Here is a 21,392-nt window from a genome sequence, read left to right as displayed (position 1 = left end):
ATGCGAGGCTCACCAAGCGCCCGGATCATGGGGCGCCATCGCCCTCACACATCAATCCTCACCAGGGACGCGCCGCCTCGCATTTCGGGACGCCTGGGCGGACGCGGCACGGAACGCGATCGGCTCCCTAGGACAGATCGGGCCAGGCGCAGGAAGATGGAACCGGGACAGGCCGGGTGCGTATGCGTCACCACTCCTAGCAGCCCCTTTCGCCACCTTGACTCCCGTACGGAGGCAACCATGGGTGAAGTTCTCGGTGACGTACTGGGTTTCTCGGCCGCCGTCGCGGTCAGCCCGCTCCCGATCATCGCCGTCATCCTCATCCTCGCCACGCCCCGGGGACGTCTCAACGGAGTCCTGTTCACCGTCGGCTGGATCCTGGGACTCTCGGCGCTGGGCGCGGTGATGCTGGCGATCGCTTCCCCCGCAGGTGCCTCCGCCCACAATCACCCGGCCACCTGGGTGGGGGCCCTCAAGCTCGCTCTGGGTTTGTTCCTCGTCCTCTTCGGCGCCCGGCAATGGCACCGGCGCCCCAAGGACCCCTCGCAGGCCCAGCTGCCGAAATGGATGAGCGCGATCGACCGCCTCACGCCGGTCAAGGTCTTCGGACTCGGAGTGGCCCTGGCCGCGCTCAACGCCAAGAACGCCCCACTGACCATCGCCGCCGGCGCCGCGATCGGCTCGGCCGGACTGCCGGTCGGGCAGCAGATCGCCTCGCTGGCGATCTTCGTCCTGATCGCCACCCTCGGCCTACTGGCTCCGCTGGGCGTCTTCCTGCTCGGGGGCGAACGGGCCAGAACCACGCTCGGCAACTGGAAGGACTGGGCAGCTCAGCACAATGTCGCGGTGATGGCCGTCCTGTTCTTCGTTCTCGGCCTGAAACTGCTCGGAGACGGCATCTCCATCCTCGTCTCCTGACAGAGGCTCCTGACAGAGACTTCTGACGGAGACTTCTGACGGAGGCGTCACCGATACGGCCCCGGGGCAGCGACAAGCCCCCTGCTCGCGGGCAATCCGCAGGCAGGGGGCTCGACCGGGCGGGGCTACTTCTTGCCCTGGTTCTTCACAGCCTCGATGGCGGCCTTCGCCGCGTCCGGGTCGAGGTATGTGCCGCCCGGCTTCAGCGGGCGGAAGTCGGCGTCCAGCTCGTAGACGAGCGGGATGCCGGTCGGGATGTTCAGGCCCGAGATGGCGGAGTCGGAGATGCCGTCCAGGTGCTTGACCAGGGCCCGGAGGCTGTTGCCGTGGGCGGCGACCAGGACGGTCCGGCCGTCGAGCAGGTCCGGCACGATGTTGTCGTACCAGTACGGCAGCATGCGGACGACGACGTCCTTGAGGCACTCGGTGCGCGGGCGCAGCTCCGGCGGGATCGACGCGTAGCGCGGGTCGTCGCTCTGCGAGAACTCGGTGCCGTCCTCAAGGGCGGGCGGCGGGGTGTCGTAGGAGCGGCGCCAGAGCATGAACTGCTCCTCGCCGAACTCGGCGAGCGTCTGGGCCTTGTCCTTGCCCTGCAGGGCGCCGTAGTGGCGCTCGTTCAGCCGCCAGGAGCGGTGGACCGGGATCCAGTGGCGGTCCGCGGACTCCAGCGCGAGCTGCGCGGTGCGGATGGCGCGCTTCTGGAGGGAAGTGTGCAGGACATCGGGGAGCAGACCGGCGTCCTTGAGCAGCTCACCGCCGCGGACTGCCTCCTTCTCGCCCTTCTCCGTGAGATTGACGTCCACCCAGCCGGTGAACAGGTTCTTCGCGTTCCATTCGCTCTCGCCGTGGCGGAGGAGGATCAGCTTGTACGGTGCGTCGGCCATGGGCCCGAGCGTAATCGAACCCGTACGAGCTCCGCGCGACCGGTCACAGGGCGGACAGGGCGGGCCCTCCGGTGGCCGGGAGCGGCGACGATTGACGGCAGACGTCAATTGAGTGGCGGACCGGAATCCGGGATTCGTAACGTTCTGACAGCGGCCGGGCCTCTTACCCGCCGCCTCCGTTCGTACTTCCCTGGGGGGATTCCGTATGTCTGTCGCCGGTCTCAGACGGGCCGCACGCGAATCCGTGTCCGGTCTCCCCAGGCAGTTCTGGTGGCTGTGGACCAGCACGCTGGTCAACCGCCTCGGAGCGTTCGTCGCCACCTTCATGGCGCTCTACCTGACCCTGGACCGGGGCTACTCGGCCTCGTACGCCGGTCTGGTCGTCGCGCTGCACGGGCTCGGCGGGGTCGTCTCCTCGCTCGGGGCGGGGGTGATGACCGACCGGCTCGGCCGCCGGCCCACGATGCTCATCGCGCAGACGTCGACGGCCGTGTCCGTGGCCGTGCTCGGGTTCATGGTCCAGCCGGTGGCGATCGCCACGGTCGCCTTCTTCGTGGGCATGGCCAGCAACGCGTCGCGGCCCGCCGTGCAGGCGATGATGGCCGACATCGTCCGGCCCGAGGACCGGGTGCGGGCCTTCTCGCTCAACTACTGGGCCATCAACCTCGGCTTCGCCGTCTCCTCGGCCGGCGCCGGGTTCGTCGCCGAGTACAGCTATCTCGCCGGGTTCCTCGGCGAGGCAGCGATGACGCTGGTCTGCGCCGTCGTGGTCTTCATGAAGGTGCCCGAGTCGCGGCCCGACAAGCCGGTGGTGTCCGGACGCGCGGTCGACGACGGCACGGACGAGGTCAGGCTCTCCACGGTGCTGCGCGACGGCCGGTTCATGAGCGTCGTGGGGCTGTCCTTCGTCATCGCCCTGATTTTCCAGCAGGGGTACGTGGGGCTCCCGGTGGCCATGGGGGCGGACGGGTTCTCCAGCTCAGACTTCGGTACCGCCGTGGCCGTCAACGGAGTGCTGATCGTGGTGCTCCAGATCCCCGTCACCCGCTTCATCCAGCACCGCGATCCGCGCCGGCTGCTCATCGTGTCGTCGCTGCTGGCGGGGTACGGGTTCGGGCTGACCGCGTTCGCCGGGTCGGTCGCCGTCTACGCGCTGACCATCTGCGTCTGGACGGTCGCCGAGATCGTCAACGCGCCGATCCAGAGCAGCCTGGTGGTCCGGCTGTCGCCCGCCCGGGGCCGGGGCCGCTACCAGGGCATGTACACGATGTCGTGGTCCGCGGCCGCGCTGATCGCGCCGCTGATGTCGGGCCTGGTGATCGACCGGTTCGGGGCCCAGTGGCTGTGGAGCGCGTGCGCCGTCCTGGGGACCGGGGCCGCGCTGGGCTACTGGCTGCTGATGCGGAACTTGCCAGGGGCGGACGTGGCGGCGCCCGAGGGCGGCAGCCGGGTGGCGGAGAGCGGTGCCGCGGTCGATTCCGAGGCTGGCGCCGACGCCGATGCCGCCGCCGACGCCGCCGGCACCGGGCCCGCCGTCGAGCGGGCGGGCTGAGCGCCGACGCCACCGCACACGGAGGCGCCCCGCGCGGAGCCGTCCGGCTCCGCGCGGGGCGCGTTCGGTGTTCGTGGCAGCCGGTCAGCCGCTGCAGCCACCGCACTGGCACGGGGCCCCGGACTGGCAGCCGCAGCCGCAGCCCGAGCCGCAGCCGCAGGCGCCGAGCAGGGTCAGGTGCACCACCTCGGCGGGTGCTTCCTGCTGTGGGTCGGTCGTGGGGGAATCGGCCATGGTTCCTCCTCAAGGCGTACGACAGGGCCGCACGCCACGAGAGCGCGCGTACGACCGGGGCGTACGGACAAGGCGTGCCGCCCCACCCCATTTCATGCCCACGCCGGCGGGCGCATCAACGGCGCACATGCGCAGAAATACTTGTGCGACCCGATGCGCCCACGCCCGCACGCGCCTCTGTTACGCACGTCCTGGTCACGTGTCTCTGCTTACGCGCGCCCTGGTCACGCGTCTCTGCTTACGCGCGCCCTGGTCACGCGTCTTCGCTTACGCACGCCCTGGTCACGCGTCTTCGCCTACGCGCCCTCCACCGACGCCTGCTGCTGGATCTCGTCGGCGTGCTCGCCCGTCACCAGGTACACGACCCGCTTGGCGACCGACACCGCGTGGTCCGCGAAGCGCTCGTAGTAGCGGCCGAGCAGCGTCACGTCGACGGCCGTCTCGATGCCGTGCTTCCAGCGGTCGTCCATCAGGTGCTGGAACAGCGTGCGGTGCAGCAGGTCCATCTCGTCGTCGTCCTGCTCCAGCTGGAGCGCCAGATCGACGTCCTTGGTGATGATCACCTCGGCGGCCTTGGCCATCAGGCGCTGCGCCAGCTGCCCCATCTCCAGGATGGTGGCGTGCAGGTCGTGCGGGACCGCCGACTGCGGGAACCGCAGCCGGGTCAGCTTGGCGACGTGCTGGGCGAGGTCGCCCGAGCGCTCCAGGTCGGCGCTCATCCGCAGGGAGGTGACCACGATGCGCAGGTCCGTCGCCACGGGCTGCTGGCGCGCGAGCAGGGCGATGGCCCGCGCCTCCAGGTCGTGCTGAAGGTCGTCGACCTTCTGGTCCGCGGCGATCACGCTCTCCGCGAGCTTGAGATCGGCATCGAGCATGGACGTCGTCGCCCGGCCGATCGCCGACCCGACGAGGCGGGCCATCTCGACCAGCCCTTCTCCGATCGAGTCGAGTTCCTCGTGGTACGCGTCACGCATGGAAGTCCCTCTCCAGTCCTCTGTGTAAGGCCGGGGCCAGGTTCGAACCCCACGCTGCCACCCTGAGTGGCGTACGCGTCGGGTTCCGGCCGCCCAAGTGAACCAACCCTTGCTCCTCGGTGAACTCTGGGCGACGAGTGTTCGGATACGCACCCGGATGGCTGGGAGAGTCGTCCGGTACCCGCATAACCTTGACGTATGGACGTGAACGCGGCAGTCGCCGCAGCTGCGGCGATCGGCGGTGCGTGTACCGGCGTCATCGCCATGCTTGCGTTCCGCTGGAGCGAGCGCGACCAGAAGAAGCCGACGCGAACCTCCATGCGGCCCGACAGCAACGCACCCCTGCCGCCCGGGGTGGACACGGTCCTGTCCGTGCTCAGCTCCTCGGCGGTGGTGCTCGACGAGAGCGACAGCGTCGTCAAGGCCAGCTCCGCCGCCTATGCGCTGGGACTGGTCAGGGGTGGCCGACTCGCCGTCGAGGCGATGCTGAACATGGCCAGGGACACCCGCCGCGACGGTGAGATACGGCAGGTGGAACTGGACCTTCCGCGGCGCGGTACGGGCCGCGGAGAGGCCCTCGCGGTCTCCGCCCGGGTCGCCCCGCTCGGCTCCCGGCTGGTGCTCCTGCTGGTCGAGGACCTCACCGAGGCCCGCCGGATAGAAGCGGTACGGCGCGACTTCGTCGCCAACGTCAGCCATGAGCTCAAGACCCCGGTCGGCGCGCTGTCGCTGCTCTCCGAGGCAGTGATGGACGCCTCGGACGACCCGGAGGCGGTGGAACGCTTCGCGGGCCGGATGCAGATCGAGGCGACCCGGCTGACCAACCTCGTACAGGAGATCATCGACCTCTCGCGGGTGCAGAACGACGACCCGCTGGAGGACGCCGAGCCGGTCCGGGTGGACGAGCTGGTGGCCGAGGCCATCGATCGCTGCCGCCAGCAGGCCGGCTCGAAGCAGATCACCATGGCGGCGGGCGGCACCGCGGAGCTCCGTATCTGGGGCAACCGCGGTCAGCTCGCCGCGGCGCTCGGCAATCTCGTCGAGAACGCCGTCAACTACAGTCCCGCCCGCACCCGAGTGGGCATCGCCGCCAGGCGACTGTCCGTGCCGGGCGGGGACCAGATCGAGATAGCCGTGACCGACCAGGGCATCGGCATCTCGGAGAAGGACCGCGAGCGGGTCTTCGAACGCTTCTACCGCGTCGACCCGGCCCGCTCACGGGCCACCGGTGGCACCGGCCTCGGCCTCGCCATCGTGAAACACGTGGCCGCCTCGCACGGCGGGGAGGTCACGGTCTGGAGCTCGGAGGGCCAGGGCTCCACCTTCACCCTGCGGCTGCCCGAAGCGGGCTCCGTACGGGAACGGGACCGCAGCTCGGACGGACCGCCCGTCGTCAACGGCGACGAGGGCGGCCCCCATGGACCCGCTCACCCCGACACCCTTGAACCATTCCCTGCCCCGGAGGTCCTTCCGTGACCCGAGTGCTTGTCGTCGAGGATGAGGAATCCTTCAGCGACGCCCTGTCCTACATGCTCCGCAAGGAAGGCTTCGAGGTCGCCATCGCGGCCACGGGCCCGGACGGGCTTGACGAGTTCGAGCGCAACGGCGCCGACCTCGTACTGCTCGACCTGATGCTGCCGGGCCTGCCCGGCACGGAGGTCTGCCGTCAGCTGCGCAGCCGTTCCAATGTCCCCGTGATCATGGTCACGGCGAAGGACAGCGAGATCGACAAGGTCGTCGGCCTGGAAATAGGAGCCGACGACTACGTGACCAAGCCGTTCTCCTCGCGGGAACTGGTCGCCCGGATCCGCGCCGTGCTGCGCCGCCGCGGCGAGCCGGAGGAGGTCACCCCGGCCGCCCTGGAGGCGGGCCCGGTGCGGATGGACGTGGACCGCCACGTCGTCACCGTCGCCGGCGGCAAGGTCGACCTCCCGCTCAAGGAGTTCGACCTGCTGGAGATGCTGCTGCGCAACGCGGGCCGGGTCCTGACCCGCATGCAGCTGATCGACCGGGTGTGGGGCGCGGACTACGTGGGTGACACCAAGACCCTCGACGTCCACGTCAAGCGCCTGCGCGCCAAGATCGAGCCCGACCCGGGCGCGCCGCGTTTCCTGGTGACGGTGCGCGGCCTGGGCTACAAGTTCGAGCCGTAAACCGTCAGGTGAGCGAACGGCGGAGGGCGCCCCCGAAAGGGGGGCGCCCTCCGCCGTTCGGCGTGGGTCCGCGTGGCGCTCTGTCCGCCCGCGGGCCGCTGTCCGCGCGCGGGGTCAGCGGGCCTGCGTGGAGGCGGACGCGGAGTCGGTCGAGGTGACCGTGTCGCTCTCCGATTCCTCGGGGGTACCGCCCTCCGCCCCGGTGGTGGTGGCGGTGGCGGAACCGGTCGGCTTCGTCTCCGGCGACTTCTCCGGCGTCTCGGGCAGCGCGCTGGGGCCGAAGCCCGTGAAGTAGCTCGTCGCCGGCACGACGGCCGCGCCGAGCGGGACCTCTCCGGCCGCGCTGAACTTGAAGACGACCCGCTGCACATTGCCCGCCTGGGCGGCCTCGCTGCCGTTCTCGATCACGGCGGAGGCGTTGCCCGGGCCGCCCAGCAGCACCGAGCCGCCGGCCGGGACGACGACCGGTCCGGCGCCCTTGGCGGCGTGCAGCTGCACCGAGGCGCTCGAACCCGGCAGCGTGATGGCGTCCAGGGTCTGCGCCTTCGTGCCGTTGTTGAAAAACGTCGCGACGACGACGGCCGGGCCCGTGGCGGTGCGCTCGGGCTGGGTGACGATGTTCGCGTTCTGGATTCTGATGTCACCGACGGAGGTGGCAGCATTGTCCGGCCTGACCTTGAGCGTCGCGGCGTCATTGCCCGCGGCGCACGCGGCGAGCGAGGCGATCGAGAACACGATGGCTGTGGCGGCGAGGGCGCCGTGTCGAAGGCTGCGGCTCACGGCGGCGGCAACTCCTTGAACGTTCGGACTGCGGACGGGTGGGGAGCGACGTAAAGCCGCCCTAAGGGTGTGTCAGCGGCTTCAGGCTACCGAGCCGTCCGCCCGGCCCCGCACCCGACCCGCCCCTGAGAGTGATGTCGGTCCTCCCGGCGTCTGCCGGAACTTCCCGCGGTCATGCCCTTCGGCGGCTCCCGCCCGACAATCGTTTGCGGCCCGGCCGGCTGCCGAAACGGCCCGACACATGCCGTTCACATATCGCCGGTGATCAATTCATGGAGCGTGGCGCATTCCGTGCGCATAAGCGATCACGCCGGGCCGTTGATCAATTCCATTGATCAACGGCACTTACCTCCGTACGGGTGATCGATCTCCGAACGGAGTACAGAAACTTCAGCATCCGGAACCAGGCAAAACGGGACGTTCGACCCCTTCGGAGGAGGGTCCGGATGTGTGAGACGTGTGTGTTTCGCCCCGCCCGCACAACGGCTCCGACCTGCGAATTCCGCCCCCCGTGAGCCTTCCGCAGCACGTGCGTGTTGCTGTTGTCAAGCCCCGAGATATGCCCTGACCTGCGAAAACGCCATTCAGGAGAAGCAGTTCTCGTGTTACTCTTGATAGCCACGGAAGGGGTACCTGTCACATGACGTTCAAGGTTGGCGACACCGTGGTCTATCCCCATCACGGGGCCGCGCTGATCGAGGCTATCGAAACTCGCCAGATCAAAGGCGTGGACAAGACCTACTTGGTGCTCAAGGTCGCCCAGGGCGACTTGACGGTTCGTGTGCCGGCGGACAATGCGGAGTTCGTGGGTGTGCGCGACGTGGTCGGGCAGGAGGGGCTGGACCGGGTCTTCGAGGTGCTTCGTGCACCGTATGCCGAAGAGCCGACGAACTGGTCCCGGCGCTACAAGGCAAATCTCGAGAAGCTCGCCTCCGGCGATGTCATCAAGGTCGCCGAAGTGGTTCGCGACCTGTGGCGTCGTGAGCGCGAGCGTGGACTCTCCGCAGGTGAGAAGCGCATGCTCGCCAAGGCTCGCCAGATCCTGGTGAGCGAGCTCGCTCTCGCGGAGAACACGAACGAAGACAAGGCCGAGGCTCTGCTCGACGAGGTTCTCGCGTCCTGAACCGGCTCGCGCCGGTCGTAATCAATGTGCCGCGGTGCCCGCTGACAACCGTATTCACGGTATGTCGTCGGGCGCCGCGGCATGTCTGTATTCAGCCACATTCAGTCGCGGCATGGCTGGAATCAATGCGCAGTCTGTCCGGATTGCATCCAGACTCACCGACGCGTTGGCTTCATCGGTGATACCCCCGATACGTTGCTCGCGATCTTGCGCAGCCGATCCCGAGCACCGGTGCGGCTTGTCCGACTTCGACGGGGTGTCACGGAAAGGGCCCCATCGAGTCAGGGCACGGCGCCCGGCTCGCTTGTGGCCATACCCACGTCGGCTGTGGAAACAAACATGCCGAAGCCCCGGAGTGCAATCGATGTCTGATCAATCGCGTCCGTACCGCACGGCCGCCGTGATTCCCGCGGCCGGCCGCGGCGTACGGCTCGGGCCGGGTGCCCCCAAGGCGCTCCGCGCGCTGGGCGGCACGCCCATGCTCATCCACGCGGTACGGGCCATGGCGGCGTCCCGTTCCGTCTCCCTGGTCGTGGTCGTCGCGCCGCCGGACGGCGCCCACGAGGTCAAGAACCTGCTCGACGAGCACGCCCTGCCCGAGCGCACCGACTACCTCGTCGTGCCCGGCGGCGACACCCGCCAGGAGTCGGTGCGGCTCGGCATCGACGCGCTGGACGAGGACGTCTCCGTCGTCCTCGTCCACGACGCGGCACGCCCGCTGGTGCCCGTCGACACGGTGGACGCGGTGATCGAGGCGGTACGGGACGGGGCGCCCGCCGTCGTCCCCGCGCTGCCGCTGGCCGACACCGTCAAGGAGGTCGAGCCCGGTGCGCCGGGGGAGCCGGAGCCGGTGCTCGGCACGCCCGTACGGGCCAGGCTGCGCGCCGTGCAGACCCCGCAGGGCTTCGACCGCGACACGCTCGTACGGGCGCACGGGGCCGTCGCCGTCAGTGGCGAGGGTGCCACGGACGACGCGGGCATGGTGGAACAGCTCGGGGCGCCCGTGGTGGTCGTGCCCGGGCACGAAGAGGCGTTCAAGGTGACCCGGCCGCTGGATCTGGTGCTGGCCGAGGCGGTACTCGCACGCAGGAGGGCGAACGATGGCTTCTGAGGAACGGGACGCTCCCGTGATCCCGCGGGTCGGGATCGGTACGGACATCCACGCCTTCGAGGAGGGCCGTGAGCTGTGGTGCGCGGGGCTGCTCTGGGAGGGCGAGGGGCCCGGGCTCGCCGGGCACTCGGACGCCGATGTCGTCGCGCACGCCGCGTGCAACGCGCTCTTCTCGGCCGCCGGGCTCGGCGACCTCGGGCAGCACTTCGGCACCGGGCGGCCCGAGTGGTCCGGCGCCGCCGGGGTGACCCTGCTGACCGAGGCGGCCCGGATCGTGCGGGCCGGGGGCTTCGAGATCGGCAATGTCGCCGTCCAGGTCGTCGGCGTACGGCCGAAGATCGGCAAGCGGCGCGAAGAGGCGCAGAAGGTGCTGTCGGCCGCCGTCGGGGCGCCCGTCTCGCTCTCCGCGGCGACCTCCGACGGCCTCGGCTTCACCGGCCGGGGCGAGGGCATCGCCGGGATCGCGACCGCGCTGGTCTACCGCACCGGCTGATCCGCGCACGGCCCTGACCTGCCGGGACCTCCGGAGCCACGGCCTTGTTGCACATCGCTTGCACGTACGCTGGTACGGCAAGCGATGTGTCGTACGAGGACGGTGGGCTCGCGGATGAGCACGACGACGGTGGCGCCGGTACGGGCCGGAACCGACGGATACGTACTGCGCACCGCCACCCCCGCCGATCTCGGCGGGGCGCGGGCCGTGATGCTCGACACCGTCTACCGCGATCTGGGGTCCGGTTACGTACCGCGCTGGCACGCCGACATCATCGATCCCGGGACCGCCTATCTGCGCCCGGACCGCTGCACCCTGCTGGTCGTCGAGCGCGACGGCGAGATCGTCGCCACCGGCGCGGTGCGCGACCGCGGGCCCCAGGCGCCGCCCAATCCGCAGTGGGTCGCGGACCGCTTCCCGTCCGGGACCACCGCCCAGCTCTGCCGGATCTACGTCGCGCCCGGCCACCGCAGGCACGGGCTGGCCCGGCGGCTGGTGCGCGAGCTGTGCGGCTTCGTCGCGGCGGCCGGCGGGTACGAGGCGATCTACCTGCACACCGACCCGGCCGTGCCCGGCGCCGAGCCGTTCTGGCGGTCGCTGGCGTTCGAGGTGTGCGACGAGCGCACGCTGCCGGGCGGCGGACAGGGCATCGTCCACTTCGAACTGCCGATGCCGGGGCCGATCCCGGTTCCGGTTCCGGTGGCGACGAGCACCACCCCCGCCCAGTAGATGACAATCATTTTCATATAAGGTCACTTTCATGCCCTCGCCCCGACGCCGTCGCCCCGCGCTGCCGCTGACGCTCTCCGCGGCCGCCCTCCTCGTCCCGCTCGCCACCGCCTGCTCGTCCTCGGACGGCTCCGGAACCTCGGCGGACGGGCAACGGCTCCGGGTCGTCATGGCCTTCCCGCCCGCCCAGGCCATGTCCCCGTACGGCGACGACGCCGTCACCCTCAGCCGCCTCGCCGTGATCGAGGGCCTCACCACCCTCGACAAGAACGGCGACGCCAAGCCCGCGCTCGCCACCTCCTGGAAGCGCGACAACGACCGCACCTGGAGCTTCACCCTGCGCGACGCCGTCTTCCAGGACGGCCAGAAGCTGGAGTCGCCCGCCGTCGCGCACTCGCTGCGCGCCGCCGAGGAGGCGTCTCCCAAGCCCCGGGTCCTCAGCGACACCCGGCTCAACGTCACCACGCCGGACCGGAAGACCGTACGGATATCCACCCGGACCCCCGACCCGCTGCTGCCCCAGCGCCTGGCCAACCCGTCGTTCACGATCCTGTCCGAGGGTGCGTACAAGGGCGGCAGGGTGAACCCCGCCGGGCACGCCACCGGACCCTTCACACTGACGAAGGTGAACGGCGCGCTCAGCGCGACGCTCCAGCGCAACGACAGCTACTGGGGCGCCAAGGCCAAGGCCCCCGGCGTCGACGTGAAGTTCGTCGCCGACGGCACCGCCCGCGCCAACGCGCTGCGCACGAAGACCGTCGACGTCGCCGAGTACGTACCCATCTCGCAGGCGTCCCTCCTCGGCGACGGACTCGTCCACGAATTCCCCTCCGCCCGCACCAACGGCCTCTCCCTCAACACCCGGCACGGAGTCTTCGCCGACCCGGCGATGCGCGCCGCCGCCCGCGAGGCCATCGACTCGGCCGCCCTGGTCAAGGGCGTCTACGAGGGCCGCGCCGACACCGCGCAGGGCCTCCTCGGCCCCGGCGTGCCCTGGGCCGCCGACCGCACCGCCCCCACGAACCGGGCGAAGGCCGCCGACAAGGCGCAGGTCGCAAAGACGAAGCAGATCGTCCTCGCCACGTACACCAACCGGCCCGAGCTGCCCGAGGTCGCCACCGTCGTCCAGCAGCAGCTCACCGCGCGCGGCTTCACCGTCAAGCAGGTCGTACGCGACTACGCCCAGCTGGAGGCCGACGCGCTGGCCGGCAAGTACGACGCGTTCATCCAGGCCCGCAACACCCTCCTGGACACCGCGGACCCGGTCTCCTACCTCGCGTCCGACTTCAGCTGCGACGGCAGCTTCAACATCTCCCAGCTCTGCGACGAGCGGGTCGACGCCGCCGTGGACAAGGCCGCCGGCCTCGCCGACACCACCGCCCGCCACCGCGCCGAGACGGCCGCCGAGGCCGACATCCTCGGCACCGACGCCCTCGTACCGCTGCTCCACGAACGCTTCGTCCAGGGCTACGACGACAGCCGCGTCCACGGCGTCTCGCTCGACCCGATGGAACGCACCCTGATCACCGCCGACACCCGTCTCGGGTGACCGGGTGAAGCACCTGGCGGGGCGGCTCGGCGCGCTCCTCGCGGTCCTCGCCGTCATCGGGCTGCTGCCCACGCTGACCCGGACCGACCCGGCGCTCACGATCCTGCACGCCCGGTACGCCGACCGGCCGCCCACCCCCGAGACCCTCGACGCGATCCGTGCCCAGACCGGGCTCGACGGCGGGGCCGCGCACGTCCTGGGCGACTGGCTGGGCGGGCTGTTCCGGGGCGACCTCGGCACCTCCTGGGTCTCCGGACAGCCCGTCGCCCCCGACGTGACGGCCGCGCTCGGCGTCTCCCTGACCCTGATGGGCGTCTCGCTCGCGGTCGCCGTGCTGCTGGCCGGCGCGCTCGTCGCGGGCACGCTGCGGCGCGGGGCGCGGCGCCGGATCGTCACCGCGCGGGCCGGGGTGAGCGCCGCCGTCCTCGCCGCGCTGCCGGAGTTCCTGCTCGCCGCGGTCCTGGCCGCCGTCGTCGCCGTACAGCTGGGCTGGCTCCCGGCGCTCGGCTGGGGCGCGCCCGGCCAGACGGTGCTGCCCGCGCTCGCCATGGGAGTTCCGGCGGGCGCCCTGCTCGGCCGGCTGCTGGACGACGCGCTGCCCGCCGCGTTCGCCGAACCGTGGGCGCGGGCCGCCGCAGCGGGCGGACTGCCCGGCCTGCGCGTCGCACGGCACGCGCTGCGCCGAACCCTGCCCGGACTGCTGCCGCAGCTCGGCCTGGTCGTCGTCGGCCTCACCGGCGGCGCCGTCGCCGTCGAGACGCTGTACGCCATCCCCGGTCTCGGCGGTACGGCGCTGGCCGCGGCCCTCGCCCAGGACCTCCCGGTCCTCCAGGCCTGCGTGCTGTTCCTGCTGCTCCTGGGCGTCGTCGCGGGCGTCGCGGCCCGCCTCGCCGGCCGCGCCCTGCTCGGGCCCGCCCTGTCCGACGGGGCCCTCCCGGCCCTCGTACCCCCGGCCCTGCCCGCCCGCCGGCTGCTCACCGCCGGTGCGGTGGCGCTCGCCGTGCTCTTCGTGGCCGTGACCGTCGCCGGGCTGCTGCGCGACCCGTTGCACGTCGACGCCGCGGCCCGCCTCGCCGGTCCGTCCGCCGCGCATCCCTTCGGCACGGACTCCCTCGGCCGCGACGTGCTGGCCCGCCTCGGCCACGGAGCGGCCCGTACCGTGCTGACCGCGATCGCCGTCGGCGCCGTGACGCTGCTGCTCGGCCTGGCCCTCGGAGCGGTACGGGCCGGGGCGCTCACCGAGACCGCCAACGCGCTGCCGGCGATCCTCTGCGGCCTGGTCGTCGCGGGCATCGCGGGCCCCGGCCCGCTGGGCGCCGCGGCCGCCGTGGCGGCCGTCGCCTGGGCGCCGCTCGCCGCGCACACCTCGGCCCTGTACGCGCAGGAGCGGGCCGCCCCGCACATCGCGGCGGCCCGTTCGACGGGCGCCGGGCGGTGGCACCTGGCCCGGCGCCACCTGCTGCCGGCCGTCATGCCCCCGGTCCTGCGCCACGCGGTCCTGCGGATCCCGGCCGTCGCCCTGGCCCTCGCCTCGCTCGGCTTCCTGGGCCTGGGCACACAGGCACCGGCGCCGGAGTGGGGCCGGATGCTCTCGGAGAACCTGCCGTACGCGGAGCGGGCCCCCTGGTCCGTACTGGCCCCCGCCGCCGCGCTCGCCGCCCTGGGCGCCCTGGCCGTCCTCACGGCGGCAGCGGTACGGGGGCGCACCCGCACCAGCGCGGGCGCGGCATGAACGGGCGTACCGGGACGGGCCCGCGCCCTGAGACGGGACCGCGCCCTGAGACGGGACCGCGCCCCGGGACGGGACCGCGCCCCGGGACGGGACCACGCCCCGGGACGGGACCGCGCCCCGGGACGGGACCACGCCCCACCACCACCCCCCCTACGCCCGAGGACGCACGACGGCCCGGTCCGGGGCCGTGCAGGGGAGTCCCCGCAGGACGACGAACGGATACCCGGGTTCTCCCGCGTACCCGCGGAACGTTCGTCGTTCGAGGAGACGCCCCGGAGGGGCCCCGGACCACCCCGCCGAAACCCGTCGGCGGGGTGACCCCGTGACCCCCGCCGCACCCACCCCCGTGACCCCCGCCGCACCCACCCCCGTGACCCCCGCCGCACCCACCCCCGTGACCCTCGCCGCACCCTCCCTCGTGGCCGCCACGAGGACCACGCCCTACCTGCGTCTCCTCACCGCCACCCAGTTCGCCTTCAACATCGGCTTCTACGCCGTGCTGCCCTACCTCGCGACCCATCTCGGCACCGGCCTCGGCATGGCCGGGTGGCTCGTCGGGCTCGTGCTCGGCCTGCGTACGTTCAGCCAGCAGGGGCTCTTCGTCGTGGGCGGCGCCCTCACCGACCGGTACGGGCCCCGGCCCGTCGTCCTCACCGGCTGCGCCCTGCGGATCGCCGGCTTCGGGTGGCTGGCCTTCGCCGGGTCCACCGCGAGCGTCATCGGCGCGGTGGTCCTCATCGGGTTCGCCGCCGCGCTGTTCTCGCCCGCCGTGGAGTCCGAGACCGCCCGCGAGTCCGTCCGGTACGAGCAGGACACCGGAACCCCGCGCGCCCAGGTGCTGGCCGTGTTCTCCGCCGCCGGACAGGCGGGCGCCTTCATCGGGCCGCTCCTCGGCTCGCTGCTCCTGCTGCTCGGCGCCGGATTCCGGGCGGCCTGTCTCGCGGGCGCGCTGGTCTTCGTCGGCGTCCTCGCGGGACACGCCCGGCTGATGCCGCGCCGGCCTCCGGCCACCCGGACGGCCGAGTCCCGCAGCTCCGCCCGCGAGGTGTTCGGCAACCGGCCCTTCCTCCTGCTCTGCCTCGCGTACAGCAGCTACCTGATCGCGTACAACCAGCTCTACCTCTCGCTGCCGGCCGAGGTGGCGGAGACCACCGGCGGGCAGGCCGCGCTCGGCTGGCTGTTCGCGCTCTCCTCGCTCCTCGTGGTCTGCGCCCAGCTGCCCCTGACCCGCTGGGCCGCCCGCCGCCTCGCCCCGCGCACCGCGCTCGTCACCGGCCTCGGGATCGTCGCCGCCGGGTTCGCCGCCGTGCCGCTCACCCCCGGCGGCCCCGCCGGGCTGCTGCCCGGCGCGACCCTCGTCGTACTGCTGACGCTCGGACAGATGCTGCTGGTCCCGGCCGCGCGCGGCCTCGTACCGGATCTCGTCGACGACCGGCGGCTCGGGCTCGCCACCGGGGCGCTCTTCTCCGTCTCCGGGCTCGCCGTGCTCGGCGGCAGCGCCGCCACCGGGGCACTGCTCCAGGCGCCCGGACCGGTCCGGTGGGCGGTGCTCGCCACCGTGCCGCTGGCGGGTGCGGTACTGGCCTTGATCCTTCCGGTGGGCGGAATCGGGAAGCGGAAGGATTGAGCCGGGGTTGGGGTACGGGTAGAGGCACCACCGATCCCACTGGAGGACGTACGCCATGACCGCCGCACTCTCCGATGACCTCAAGGCGCTTCTCGACACCCCGGTCTTCGTCAACATCGCCACCGTCCAGCCTGACGGCAGCCCCCAGGTCTCCCCGGTCTGGGCGAAGCACGACGGCGACGACGTGCTCATCTCGACGACGGTCGGCCGCCGCAAGGAGCAGAACCTGCGCCGCGACCCGCGGGTCACCGTCCTCCTCCAGCCCTTCGACGCCCCGTACACCTACGCCGAGATCCGCGGCGTCGCCACGCTGACCACCGAGGGCGGCCAGGAGCTCATCGACGAACTGGCCGAGAAGTACACCGGCAAGAAGTACGCGGAGTTCAACCCCGCGTCCGCCGACGACGCCGAGCGGGTGGTGGTCCGGATCACCCCGCACAAGGTCGTCGGAAGCATCTGAGACGCCTGCGCCGTAACAAACTTGTCCCCGCGATCCCCAAGGGGTCGCGGGGCACTGGTGCGCGCCCACTACCCTTGAGGCGTGACTATTCGCCTGTACGACACCAGCGCCCGGCAGATCCGTGACTTCGTACCGCTCACAGCGGGCTGTGTCTCGATCTACCTCTGTGGCGCGACTGTCCAGGCCGCCCCGCACATCGGGCACATCCGGTCCGGGCTGAACTTCGACATCATGCGCCGCTGGTTCGCGTACCGCGGTTACGACGTCACGTTCATCCGGAACGTCACCGACATCGACGACAAGATCATCGCGAAGTCGGCGGAGCAGGGCCGCCCGTGGTGGGCCATCGGTTACGAGAACGAGCGGGCGTTCAACGCCGGCTACGACGCGCTCGGCTGCCTCCCGGTCACCTACGAGCCCCGTGCCACCGGCCACGTCCCCGAGATGATCGAGATGATGCGGGGCCTGATCGAACGCGGTCACGCCTACGCGGCCGACGGCAACGTGTACTTCGACGTGCGCTCGTTCCCCGGCTACCTGGAGCTCTCCAACCAGGGCCTGGACGACCTGCGCCAGCCCTCCGGCGACGGCGAGACGGGCAAGCGCGACCAGCGCGATTTCGCCATGTGGAAGGCGACCAAGCCGGGCGAGCCCAGCTGGGAGACCCCGTGGGGCCGCGGCCGCCCCGGCTGGCACCTGGAGTGCTCCGCCATGGCGCACAAGTACCTCGGCACCGCCTTCGACATCCACGGCGGCGGCATCGACCTGATCTTCCCGCACCACGAGAACGAGATCGCCCAGGCCAAGGCGTACGGCGACGAGTTCGCGAAGTACTGGGTGCACAACGGCTGGGTCACCATGTCCGGCGAGAAGATGTCGAAGTCGCTGGGCAACTCGGTGCTGGTCAGCGAGATGGTCAAGGCGTGGCGCCCGATCGTGCTGCGCTACTACCTCGGCACCCCGCACTACCGGTCGATGATCGAGTACAGCGAGGAGGCCCTGCGCGAGGCCGAGTCCGCGTTCGCGCGGATCGAGGGCTTCGTCCAGCGCGTCACCGAGAAGGCGGGCGAGACGGTCGAGCCCGCCGCCGAGGTGCCGCCGGCCTTCGCCGAGGCGATGGACGACGACCTGGGCGTCCCACAGGCGCTCGCGATCGTCCACACCACGGTCCGCCAGGGCAACTCCGCACTGGCCGCCGACGACAAGGAAGCCGCCGTCGCCCGGCTCGCCGAGGTCCGCGCGATGCTCGGCGTCCTCGGCCTCGACCCGCTGGACGAGCACTGGGCGGGTGAGAGCGACCGCGGCGACGATCTGCACGGGGTCGTCGACACGCTCGTACGCCTCGTCCTCGACCAGCGCCAGTCGGCCCGCGAGCGCAAGGACTGGCCCGCCGCCGACGCCATCCGCGACCAGCTCAACCAGTCCGGACTCGTCATCGAGGACAGTCCCACCGGACCGCGGTGGACACTCGGCCCGCGCCAGTAGTCCCCACCATGTGCCGCCCGGCGTTCCGGGCGGCACACTTCACTTACGTACTGTCTGAGAAGCAACGAAACAGGTAGGTCATGGCCGGGAACAGCCAGCGCAGGAACCGCCGCACGTCCAACAAGAAGGGCATGCAGGTCGGCAGCGGCGGGCAGCGACGCCGTGGCCTCGAAGGCAAGGGACCGACGCCGCCCGCCGAAGCCCGCAAGAAGCACAAGAAGAACCGCATCGCGACCGCCAAGGCCAAGCAGGCCGCCAACCGCCGCCCCGCCCCCCGGCGCGGCGGCGTCAAGGGCACGTCCGAGATGGTCGTCGGCCGCAACCCGGTCTACGAGGCCCTGCGCGACGGCGTCCCCGCGACGACCCTGTACGTCCAGCAGTACATCGACAACGACGAGCGGGTCCGCGAGGCGCTCCAGCTCGCCGGCGCGCGCGGCAACATCAACCTGATGGAGGCCCCGCGCCCCGAGCTGGACCGGATGACGAACGGCCTGAACCACCAGGGCCTCGTCCTCCAGGTCCCGCCGTACGAGTACGCGCACCCCGAGGACCTCACCGCCGCCGCGTACGACAACGGCGAGGACCCGCTGATCGTGGCCCTCGACGGCGTCACCGACCCGCGCAACCTGGGCGCGATCGTCCGTTCCGTCTCCGCGTTCGGCGGCCACGGCGTGGTCGTGCCCGAGCGGCGTGCGGCCGGGATGACGGCGGGCGCCTGGAAGTCCTCCGCCGGTACGGCGGCCCGTACGCCGGTCTCCCGGGTGACCAACCTGACCCGGGCGCTGGAGGGCTACCAGAAGGCCGGTCTCACGGTCGTCGGCCTGGCCGCCGACGGCGAGCACACCGTCGAGGACCTGGCGGAGCTCGCCGGCCCCGTCGTCATCGTCATCGGCAGCGAGGGCAAGGGCCTCGGCCGCCTCGTCGGCGAGACCTGCGACTACCGGGTCCGCATCTCCATGCCGGGCGGCGCGGAGTCGCTGAACGCGGGTGTCGCGGCCGGGATCGTGCTGTACGAGGTCGCGCGGCGCCGGGCCTGAAAGTCCACCCGGCCGGGGGGCGGCCGAGTGGAGCCTCCCCCCGCCGGACCTCATTGACGGGCCTCGGACACATCGGGCCCGTCAAGACAGTGTCCTAAACACAGATCACTCGGTTAGATGAGTGTGGACACCAGAACGCCTCGGTTCGACGAACAACCCGCCCTGAGCATGACCAAGGTGGACTGCGACCCTGCGCAGGTCATCGTCAACCACGCCAGCTTCCGGGTGCAGCTCGCACCGGGCCAGCGCCCGCGGCTGCGCGGTCTGGCCCCGGCCGGCGCGCCCAGGATCCCCGCCATGAGCGGCGCAGGAGCGGCCCGCGGCAGGCGCTCGCCCGTCGTGTGGAGCGGCAGGTCGGCCCCCGGCGACCCCGGCGCCACCGGGCTCCTCCAGGCCGTGCGGAACTCCACCGCGGGCCGCCCGGCCCCGGCCGGGTACAACGCGTACGACCCCTACGCGGTCCCGGAGCGCGACGGCGGACCCGGCACGGCCGGCACCCAGGTCATCGACCTCTTCGAAGAGACCCAGCCCAACCCCGTCGTCACCGCCCCCCACCAGCCGGGCCGCTACGGCAACGGACCGCTGCTGCCGCCCATGCGCCGGGCCGTCGGCGCCTTCGACGACGACGGCGCGCCGTACGCACGGGAGGCGTACGACGACGAGGACGGATTCGACGAGGAGGGCGAGGCCCGGAGCGGGCGCCAGAGCAGCGACTCGGTCCGGCACGCGTACTACCCCGGGCGCCGGATGAACCTCGGCGTCGTGCTGCTCCCGCTGCGCGTCTTCCTCGGCTTCATCTCCATCTACGCCGGCATGGGCAAGCTGTGCGACCCGGTCTACTTCGACGGCGGCGACCGCGGCTCCATGGTCAAGTGGCTGAACTCGCTGCACCCCTGGGCGCTGGCCGAGCCGCTGCGCGACTTCGCGCTCTCCCACCCCGTCGGCGCCGGACTCACCGTCGCCTTCCTCCAGGTCGTCGTCGGCGTCCTCACCGTCCTCGGCCTCTGGCAGCGGGTCGCCGCCTCGTTCGGCGCGCTGCTGTCCGCCGCCCTGCTGGTCACCGTGAGCTGGCGCACCGTCGCCGCCTACGACGCGCCCGACATCATCTACCTCGCCGCCTGGAGCCCGCTGATCATCGCGGGCGCGCCCGTCTACTCCGTCGACGGGCGGCTCGCCGGTGAGGCCTGGCGCAGGCTCGGCCCGCGCTCGGCGATCTGGGATCTGCGCCGCCGGGTGCTGCGCCGGGGCGCCGTGGTCGCCTCCGTCGTCGTCGGTCTCACCCTGCTGGTGGGCTCGGTGCTCGGTGGCGCGGTCCGGTCCTCCGGGGTGGTCACCGTGCCCGGCCCGAACACCGACCCGACCAACCAGCTCCCCGGCTCCCCGCTCCCGCAGGAGTCCCGCAGCGGCCGTGCCTCGCACTCCCCGGAGGGGCAGCGCCCCGTGCCGTCCCGGAGCAGCGCCGCCACGACACCGTCCACCGCGCCGTCCACGCCCGCCGCGGGCACGGTCCGCGAGTCCGGCCAGGCGGCCGGCGCCGGCCAGCCCAGCCAGACCCAGGGCACCGGCCGGCAGACCCCGCAGCAGACGGCCCCGCAGCCGCCCCCGTCCAGCAGCTCCGGCCCGTCGTCGTCCGGTTCCACCGGTACGGGTGGCGGCTCCACCGGCGGCTCGGACGGCGACGGTACGTCCGGCGGCACGTCGGGCGGCGGGCAGAACCCCATCGGCGGCCTGCTCGGCTGAGCCACCGGCCCGTATGGGCCGGAAGGGGCGGTCACCGGTATCCCCGTACCGGTGACCGCCCCTTTTGCTTCAAGGGGTGGTGCTACTGCTTCAAGGGTTGGTGCTACTGCCCGAGCTCCTTGGCGGCCTCGGTGAGGTCCTTCGCCGTGTCGATGGCCCGCCAGTAGGCGCCGTGCGGGAGCGGGTACCCGGCCAGCCTGCGCTCGCGGGCGAGCCGGGGGAACGTCGTCCGCTCGTGGTCGCCCAGGTCCGGCAGCAGCGTCGTGAATTCCGGGGAGAAGACGTACACGCCGGCGTTGATCAGATACGGCGACGGCGGCGACTCGATGAAGTCGGTGATGTGCCCGAACGCGTCGGTCTCCACGGCACCCCAGGGGATGCGGGGACGGGCCAGGGCCAGGGTGGCGGTCGCATCGCGTTCGGCGTGGAACGCGGCCATCTCGCGCAGGGAGAAGCGCGTCCAGATGTCGCCGTTGGTGGCGTACCAGGGCTGCCCGGGGTCGGGGAGCCGGGCGGCGGCGTACTTCAGCCCGCCGCCGCGGCCCAGCGGCTCGGACTCCACGACGGTCGTCACGCGCAGCGGCAGCACCGCCGAGTCCAGCCACTCCTGCAGCACCTCGGCGAGATGACCGCACGACACCACGGCGTCGGTCACGCCTTCGGCGGCCAGCCAGGAAAGCTGATGGCCGATGATCGGCGTCCCGGTGCCCGGGATCTCGACCATCGGCTTGGGGCGGTCATCGGTGTACGGGCGCAGCCGCGACCCCTGGCCACCTGCCAGGACCACGGCCTGCGTCGGATACGTATGCAT

The 21,392-nt window shown here is 71.9% G+C and carries 20 protein-coding genes; 15 read left to right on the top strand and 5 right to left on the bottom strand.

The genetic code is table 11. The annotated features are described in order from the left end of the window. The first annotated feature begins 240 nt into the window (after positions 1 to 240). The gene (locus ABZ622_RS03805) at positions 241 to 918 is read left to right on the top strand and encodes a GAP family protein (RefSeq protein ID WP_360539976.1); all 678 of its coding nucleotides are present in this window, start codon (positions 241 to 243) and stop codon (positions 916 to 918) included. A gap of 125 nt (positions 919 to 1,043) precedes the next feature. Here ABZ622_RS03805 and ABZ622_RS03800 read toward each other — a convergent pair whose 3' ends face one another. After that, a complete protein-coding gene (locus tag ABZ622_RS03800; protein ID WP_360539974.1) occupies positions 1,044 to 1,802 on the bottom strand; it encodes a phosphoglyceromutase in 759 nt (252 codons plus the stop codon). 205 nt (positions 1,803 to 2,007) lie between these two features. Here ABZ622_RS03800 and ABZ622_RS03795 point away from each other — a divergent pair, with 205 nt between their 5' ends. After that, positions 2,008 to 3,354, top strand: a complete 1,347-nt coding sequence (locus ABZ622_RS03795; RefSeq protein ID WP_360539972.1) for an MFS transporter — start codon at positions 2,008 to 2,010, stop codon at positions 3,352 to 3,354. 84 nt (positions 3,355 to 3,438) lie between these two features. Here the strand turns inward: ABZ622_RS03795 and ABZ622_RS03790 are convergent, their stop codons facing one another. Together ABZ622_RS03790 and phoU are read right to left on the bottom strand one after the other, a co-directional pair. Continuing rightward, complete coding sequence (locus ABZ622_RS03790) at positions 3,439 to 3,588, bottom strand: hypothetical protein (RefSeq protein ID WP_164495177.1); 150 nt, start codon at positions 3,586 to 3,588, stop codon at positions 3,439 to 3,441. Positions 3,589 to 3,884: 296 nt separating this feature from the next. Then, on the bottom strand, positions 3,885 to 4,562 hold the full coding sequence (gene phoU / locus ABZ622_RS03785) for a phosphate signaling complex protein PhoU (protein ID WP_360539970.1): 678 nt from the start codon (positions 4,560 to 4,562) through the stop codon (positions 3,885 to 3,887). 198 nt (positions 4,563 to 4,760) lie between these two features. On the opposite strand from phoU, the gene ABZ622_RS03780 reads away from it, so the two are divergent. Together ABZ622_RS03780 and ABZ622_RS03775 are read left to right on the top strand one after the other, a co-directional pair. Further along, complete coding sequence (locus ABZ622_RS03780) at positions 4,761 to 6,038, top strand: ATP-binding protein (RefSeq protein ID WP_266913860.1); 1,278 nt, start codon at positions 4,761 to 4,763, stop codon at positions 6,036 to 6,038. Then, on the top strand, positions 6,035 to 6,715 hold the full coding sequence (locus ABZ622_RS03775) for a response regulator transcription factor (protein WP_072487966.1): 681 nt from the start codon (positions 6,035 to 6,037) through the stop codon (positions 6,713 to 6,715). Before ABZ622_RS03780 ends, ABZ622_RS03775 begins: the two co-directional genes overlap by 4 nt. Before the next feature lie 114 nt (positions 6,716 to 6,829). Here ABZ622_RS03775 and ABZ622_RS03770 read toward each other — a convergent pair whose 3' ends face one another. Further along, positions 6,830 to 7,495, bottom strand: coding sequence for a DUF461 domain-containing protein (locus ABZ622_RS03770; protein ID WP_360539967.1), 666 nt, complete (start codon positions 7,493 to 7,495; stop codon positions 6,830 to 6,832). A 640-nt stretch (positions 7,496 to 8,135) separates the two neighbouring features. Here ABZ622_RS03770 and ABZ622_RS03765 point away from each other — a divergent pair. The 11 genes from ABZ622_RS03765 (at position 8,136) to ABZ622_RS03715 (ending at position 20,581) form a co-directional block, all read left to right on the top strand. Beyond that, complete coding sequence (locus tag ABZ622_RS03765; protein ID WP_006380568.1) at positions 8,136 to 8,618, top strand: CarD family transcriptional regulator; 483 nt, start codon at positions 8,136 to 8,138, stop codon at positions 8,616 to 8,618. 364 nt (positions 8,619 to 8,982) lie between these two features. Then, positions 8,983 to 9,729, top strand: a complete 747-nt coding sequence (ispD, locus tag ABZ622_RS03760) for a 2-C-methyl-D-erythritol 4-phosphate cytidylyltransferase (protein ID WP_360539965.1) — start codon at positions 8,983 to 8,985, stop codon at positions 9,727 to 9,729. After that, positions 9,719 to 10,222, top strand: a complete 504-nt coding sequence (gene ispF, locus ABZ622_RS03755) for a 2-C-methyl-D-erythritol 2,4-cyclodiphosphate synthase (protein ID WP_360539963.1) — start codon at positions 9,719 to 9,721, stop codon at positions 10,220 to 10,222. Before ispD ends, ispF begins: the two co-directional genes overlap by 11 nt. A gap of 114 nt (positions 10,223 to 10,336) precedes the next feature. Continuing rightward, positions 10,337 to 10,951 carry a GNAT family N-acetyltransferase gene (locus tag ABZ622_RS03750; RefSeq protein ID WP_360539961.1) on the top strand — a complete coding sequence of 205 codons (615 nt, stop codon included), beginning with the start codon at positions 10,337 to 10,339 and terminating at the stop codon, positions 10,949 to 10,951. Positions 10,952 to 10,982: 31 nt separating this feature from the next. After that, positions 10,983 to 12,500 carry an ABC transporter substrate-binding protein gene (locus ABZ622_RS03745; RefSeq protein WP_360539959.1) on the top strand — a complete coding sequence of 506 codons (1,518 nt, stop codon included), beginning with the start codon at positions 10,983 to 10,985 and terminating at the stop codon, positions 12,498 to 12,500. Positions 12,501 to 12,504: 4 nt separating this feature from the next. After that, positions 12,505 to 14,232: an ABC transporter permease subunit gene (locus ABZ622_RS03740; RefSeq protein WP_360539957.1), complete on the top strand. Its 1,728-nt coding sequence runs from the start codon at positions 12,505 to 12,507 to the stop codon at positions 14,230 to 14,232. A gap of 394 nt (positions 14,233 to 14,626) precedes the next feature. Beyond that, complete coding sequence (locus ABZ622_RS03735; protein ID WP_360540275.1) at positions 14,627 to 15,859, top strand: MFS transporter; 1,233 nt, start codon at positions 14,627 to 14,629, stop codon at positions 15,857 to 15,859. Positions 15,860 to 15,914: 55 nt separating this feature from the next. Beyond that, positions 15,915 to 16,319 carry a PPOX class F420-dependent oxidoreductase gene (locus ABZ622_RS03730; protein WP_360539955.1) on the top strand — a complete coding sequence of 135 codons (405 nt, stop codon included), beginning with the start codon at positions 15,915 to 15,917 and terminating at the stop codon, positions 16,317 to 16,319. 81 nt (positions 16,320 to 16,400) lie between these two features. Next, positions 16,401 to 17,804: a cysteine--tRNA ligase gene (gene cysS / locus ABZ622_RS03725; RefSeq protein WP_360539953.1), complete on the top strand. Its 1,404-nt coding sequence runs from the start codon at positions 16,401 to 16,403 to the stop codon at positions 17,802 to 17,804. Positions 17,805 to 17,884: 80 nt separating this feature from the next. Then, positions 17,885 to 18,841 (top strand): 23S rRNA (guanosine(2251)-2'-O)-methyltransferase RlmB, encoded by a 957-nt coding sequence (rlmB, locus tag ABZ622_RS03720; protein ID WP_124717238.1) that lies wholly within the window; start codon positions 17,885 to 17,887, stop codon positions 18,839 to 18,841. Between the two features lie 117 nt (positions 18,842 to 18,958). Beyond that, entirely contained in the window at positions 18,959 to 20,581 is a 1,623-nt protein-coding gene (locus ABZ622_RS03715; RefSeq protein WP_360539950.1) for a DoxX family membrane protein, read from the top strand. 103 nt (positions 20,582 to 20,684) lie between these two features. Here ABZ622_RS03715 and ABZ622_RS03710 read toward each other — a convergent pair whose 3' ends face one another. Further along, positions 20,685 to 21,392 (bottom strand): nucleotidyltransferase family protein, encoded by a 708-nt coding sequence (locus tag ABZ622_RS03710; RefSeq protein WP_360539948.1) that lies wholly within the window; start codon positions 21,390 to 21,392, stop codon positions 20,685 to 20,687.

It is taken from the genome of Streptomyces sp. NPDC007164 (assembly GCF_040634135.1).
Classification (GTDB): domain Bacteria; phylum Actinomycetota; class Actinomycetes; order Streptomycetales; family Streptomycetaceae; genus Streptomyces; species Streptomyces sanglieri.
This window is presented reverse-complemented; position numbering and strand designations above follow the sequence as displayed.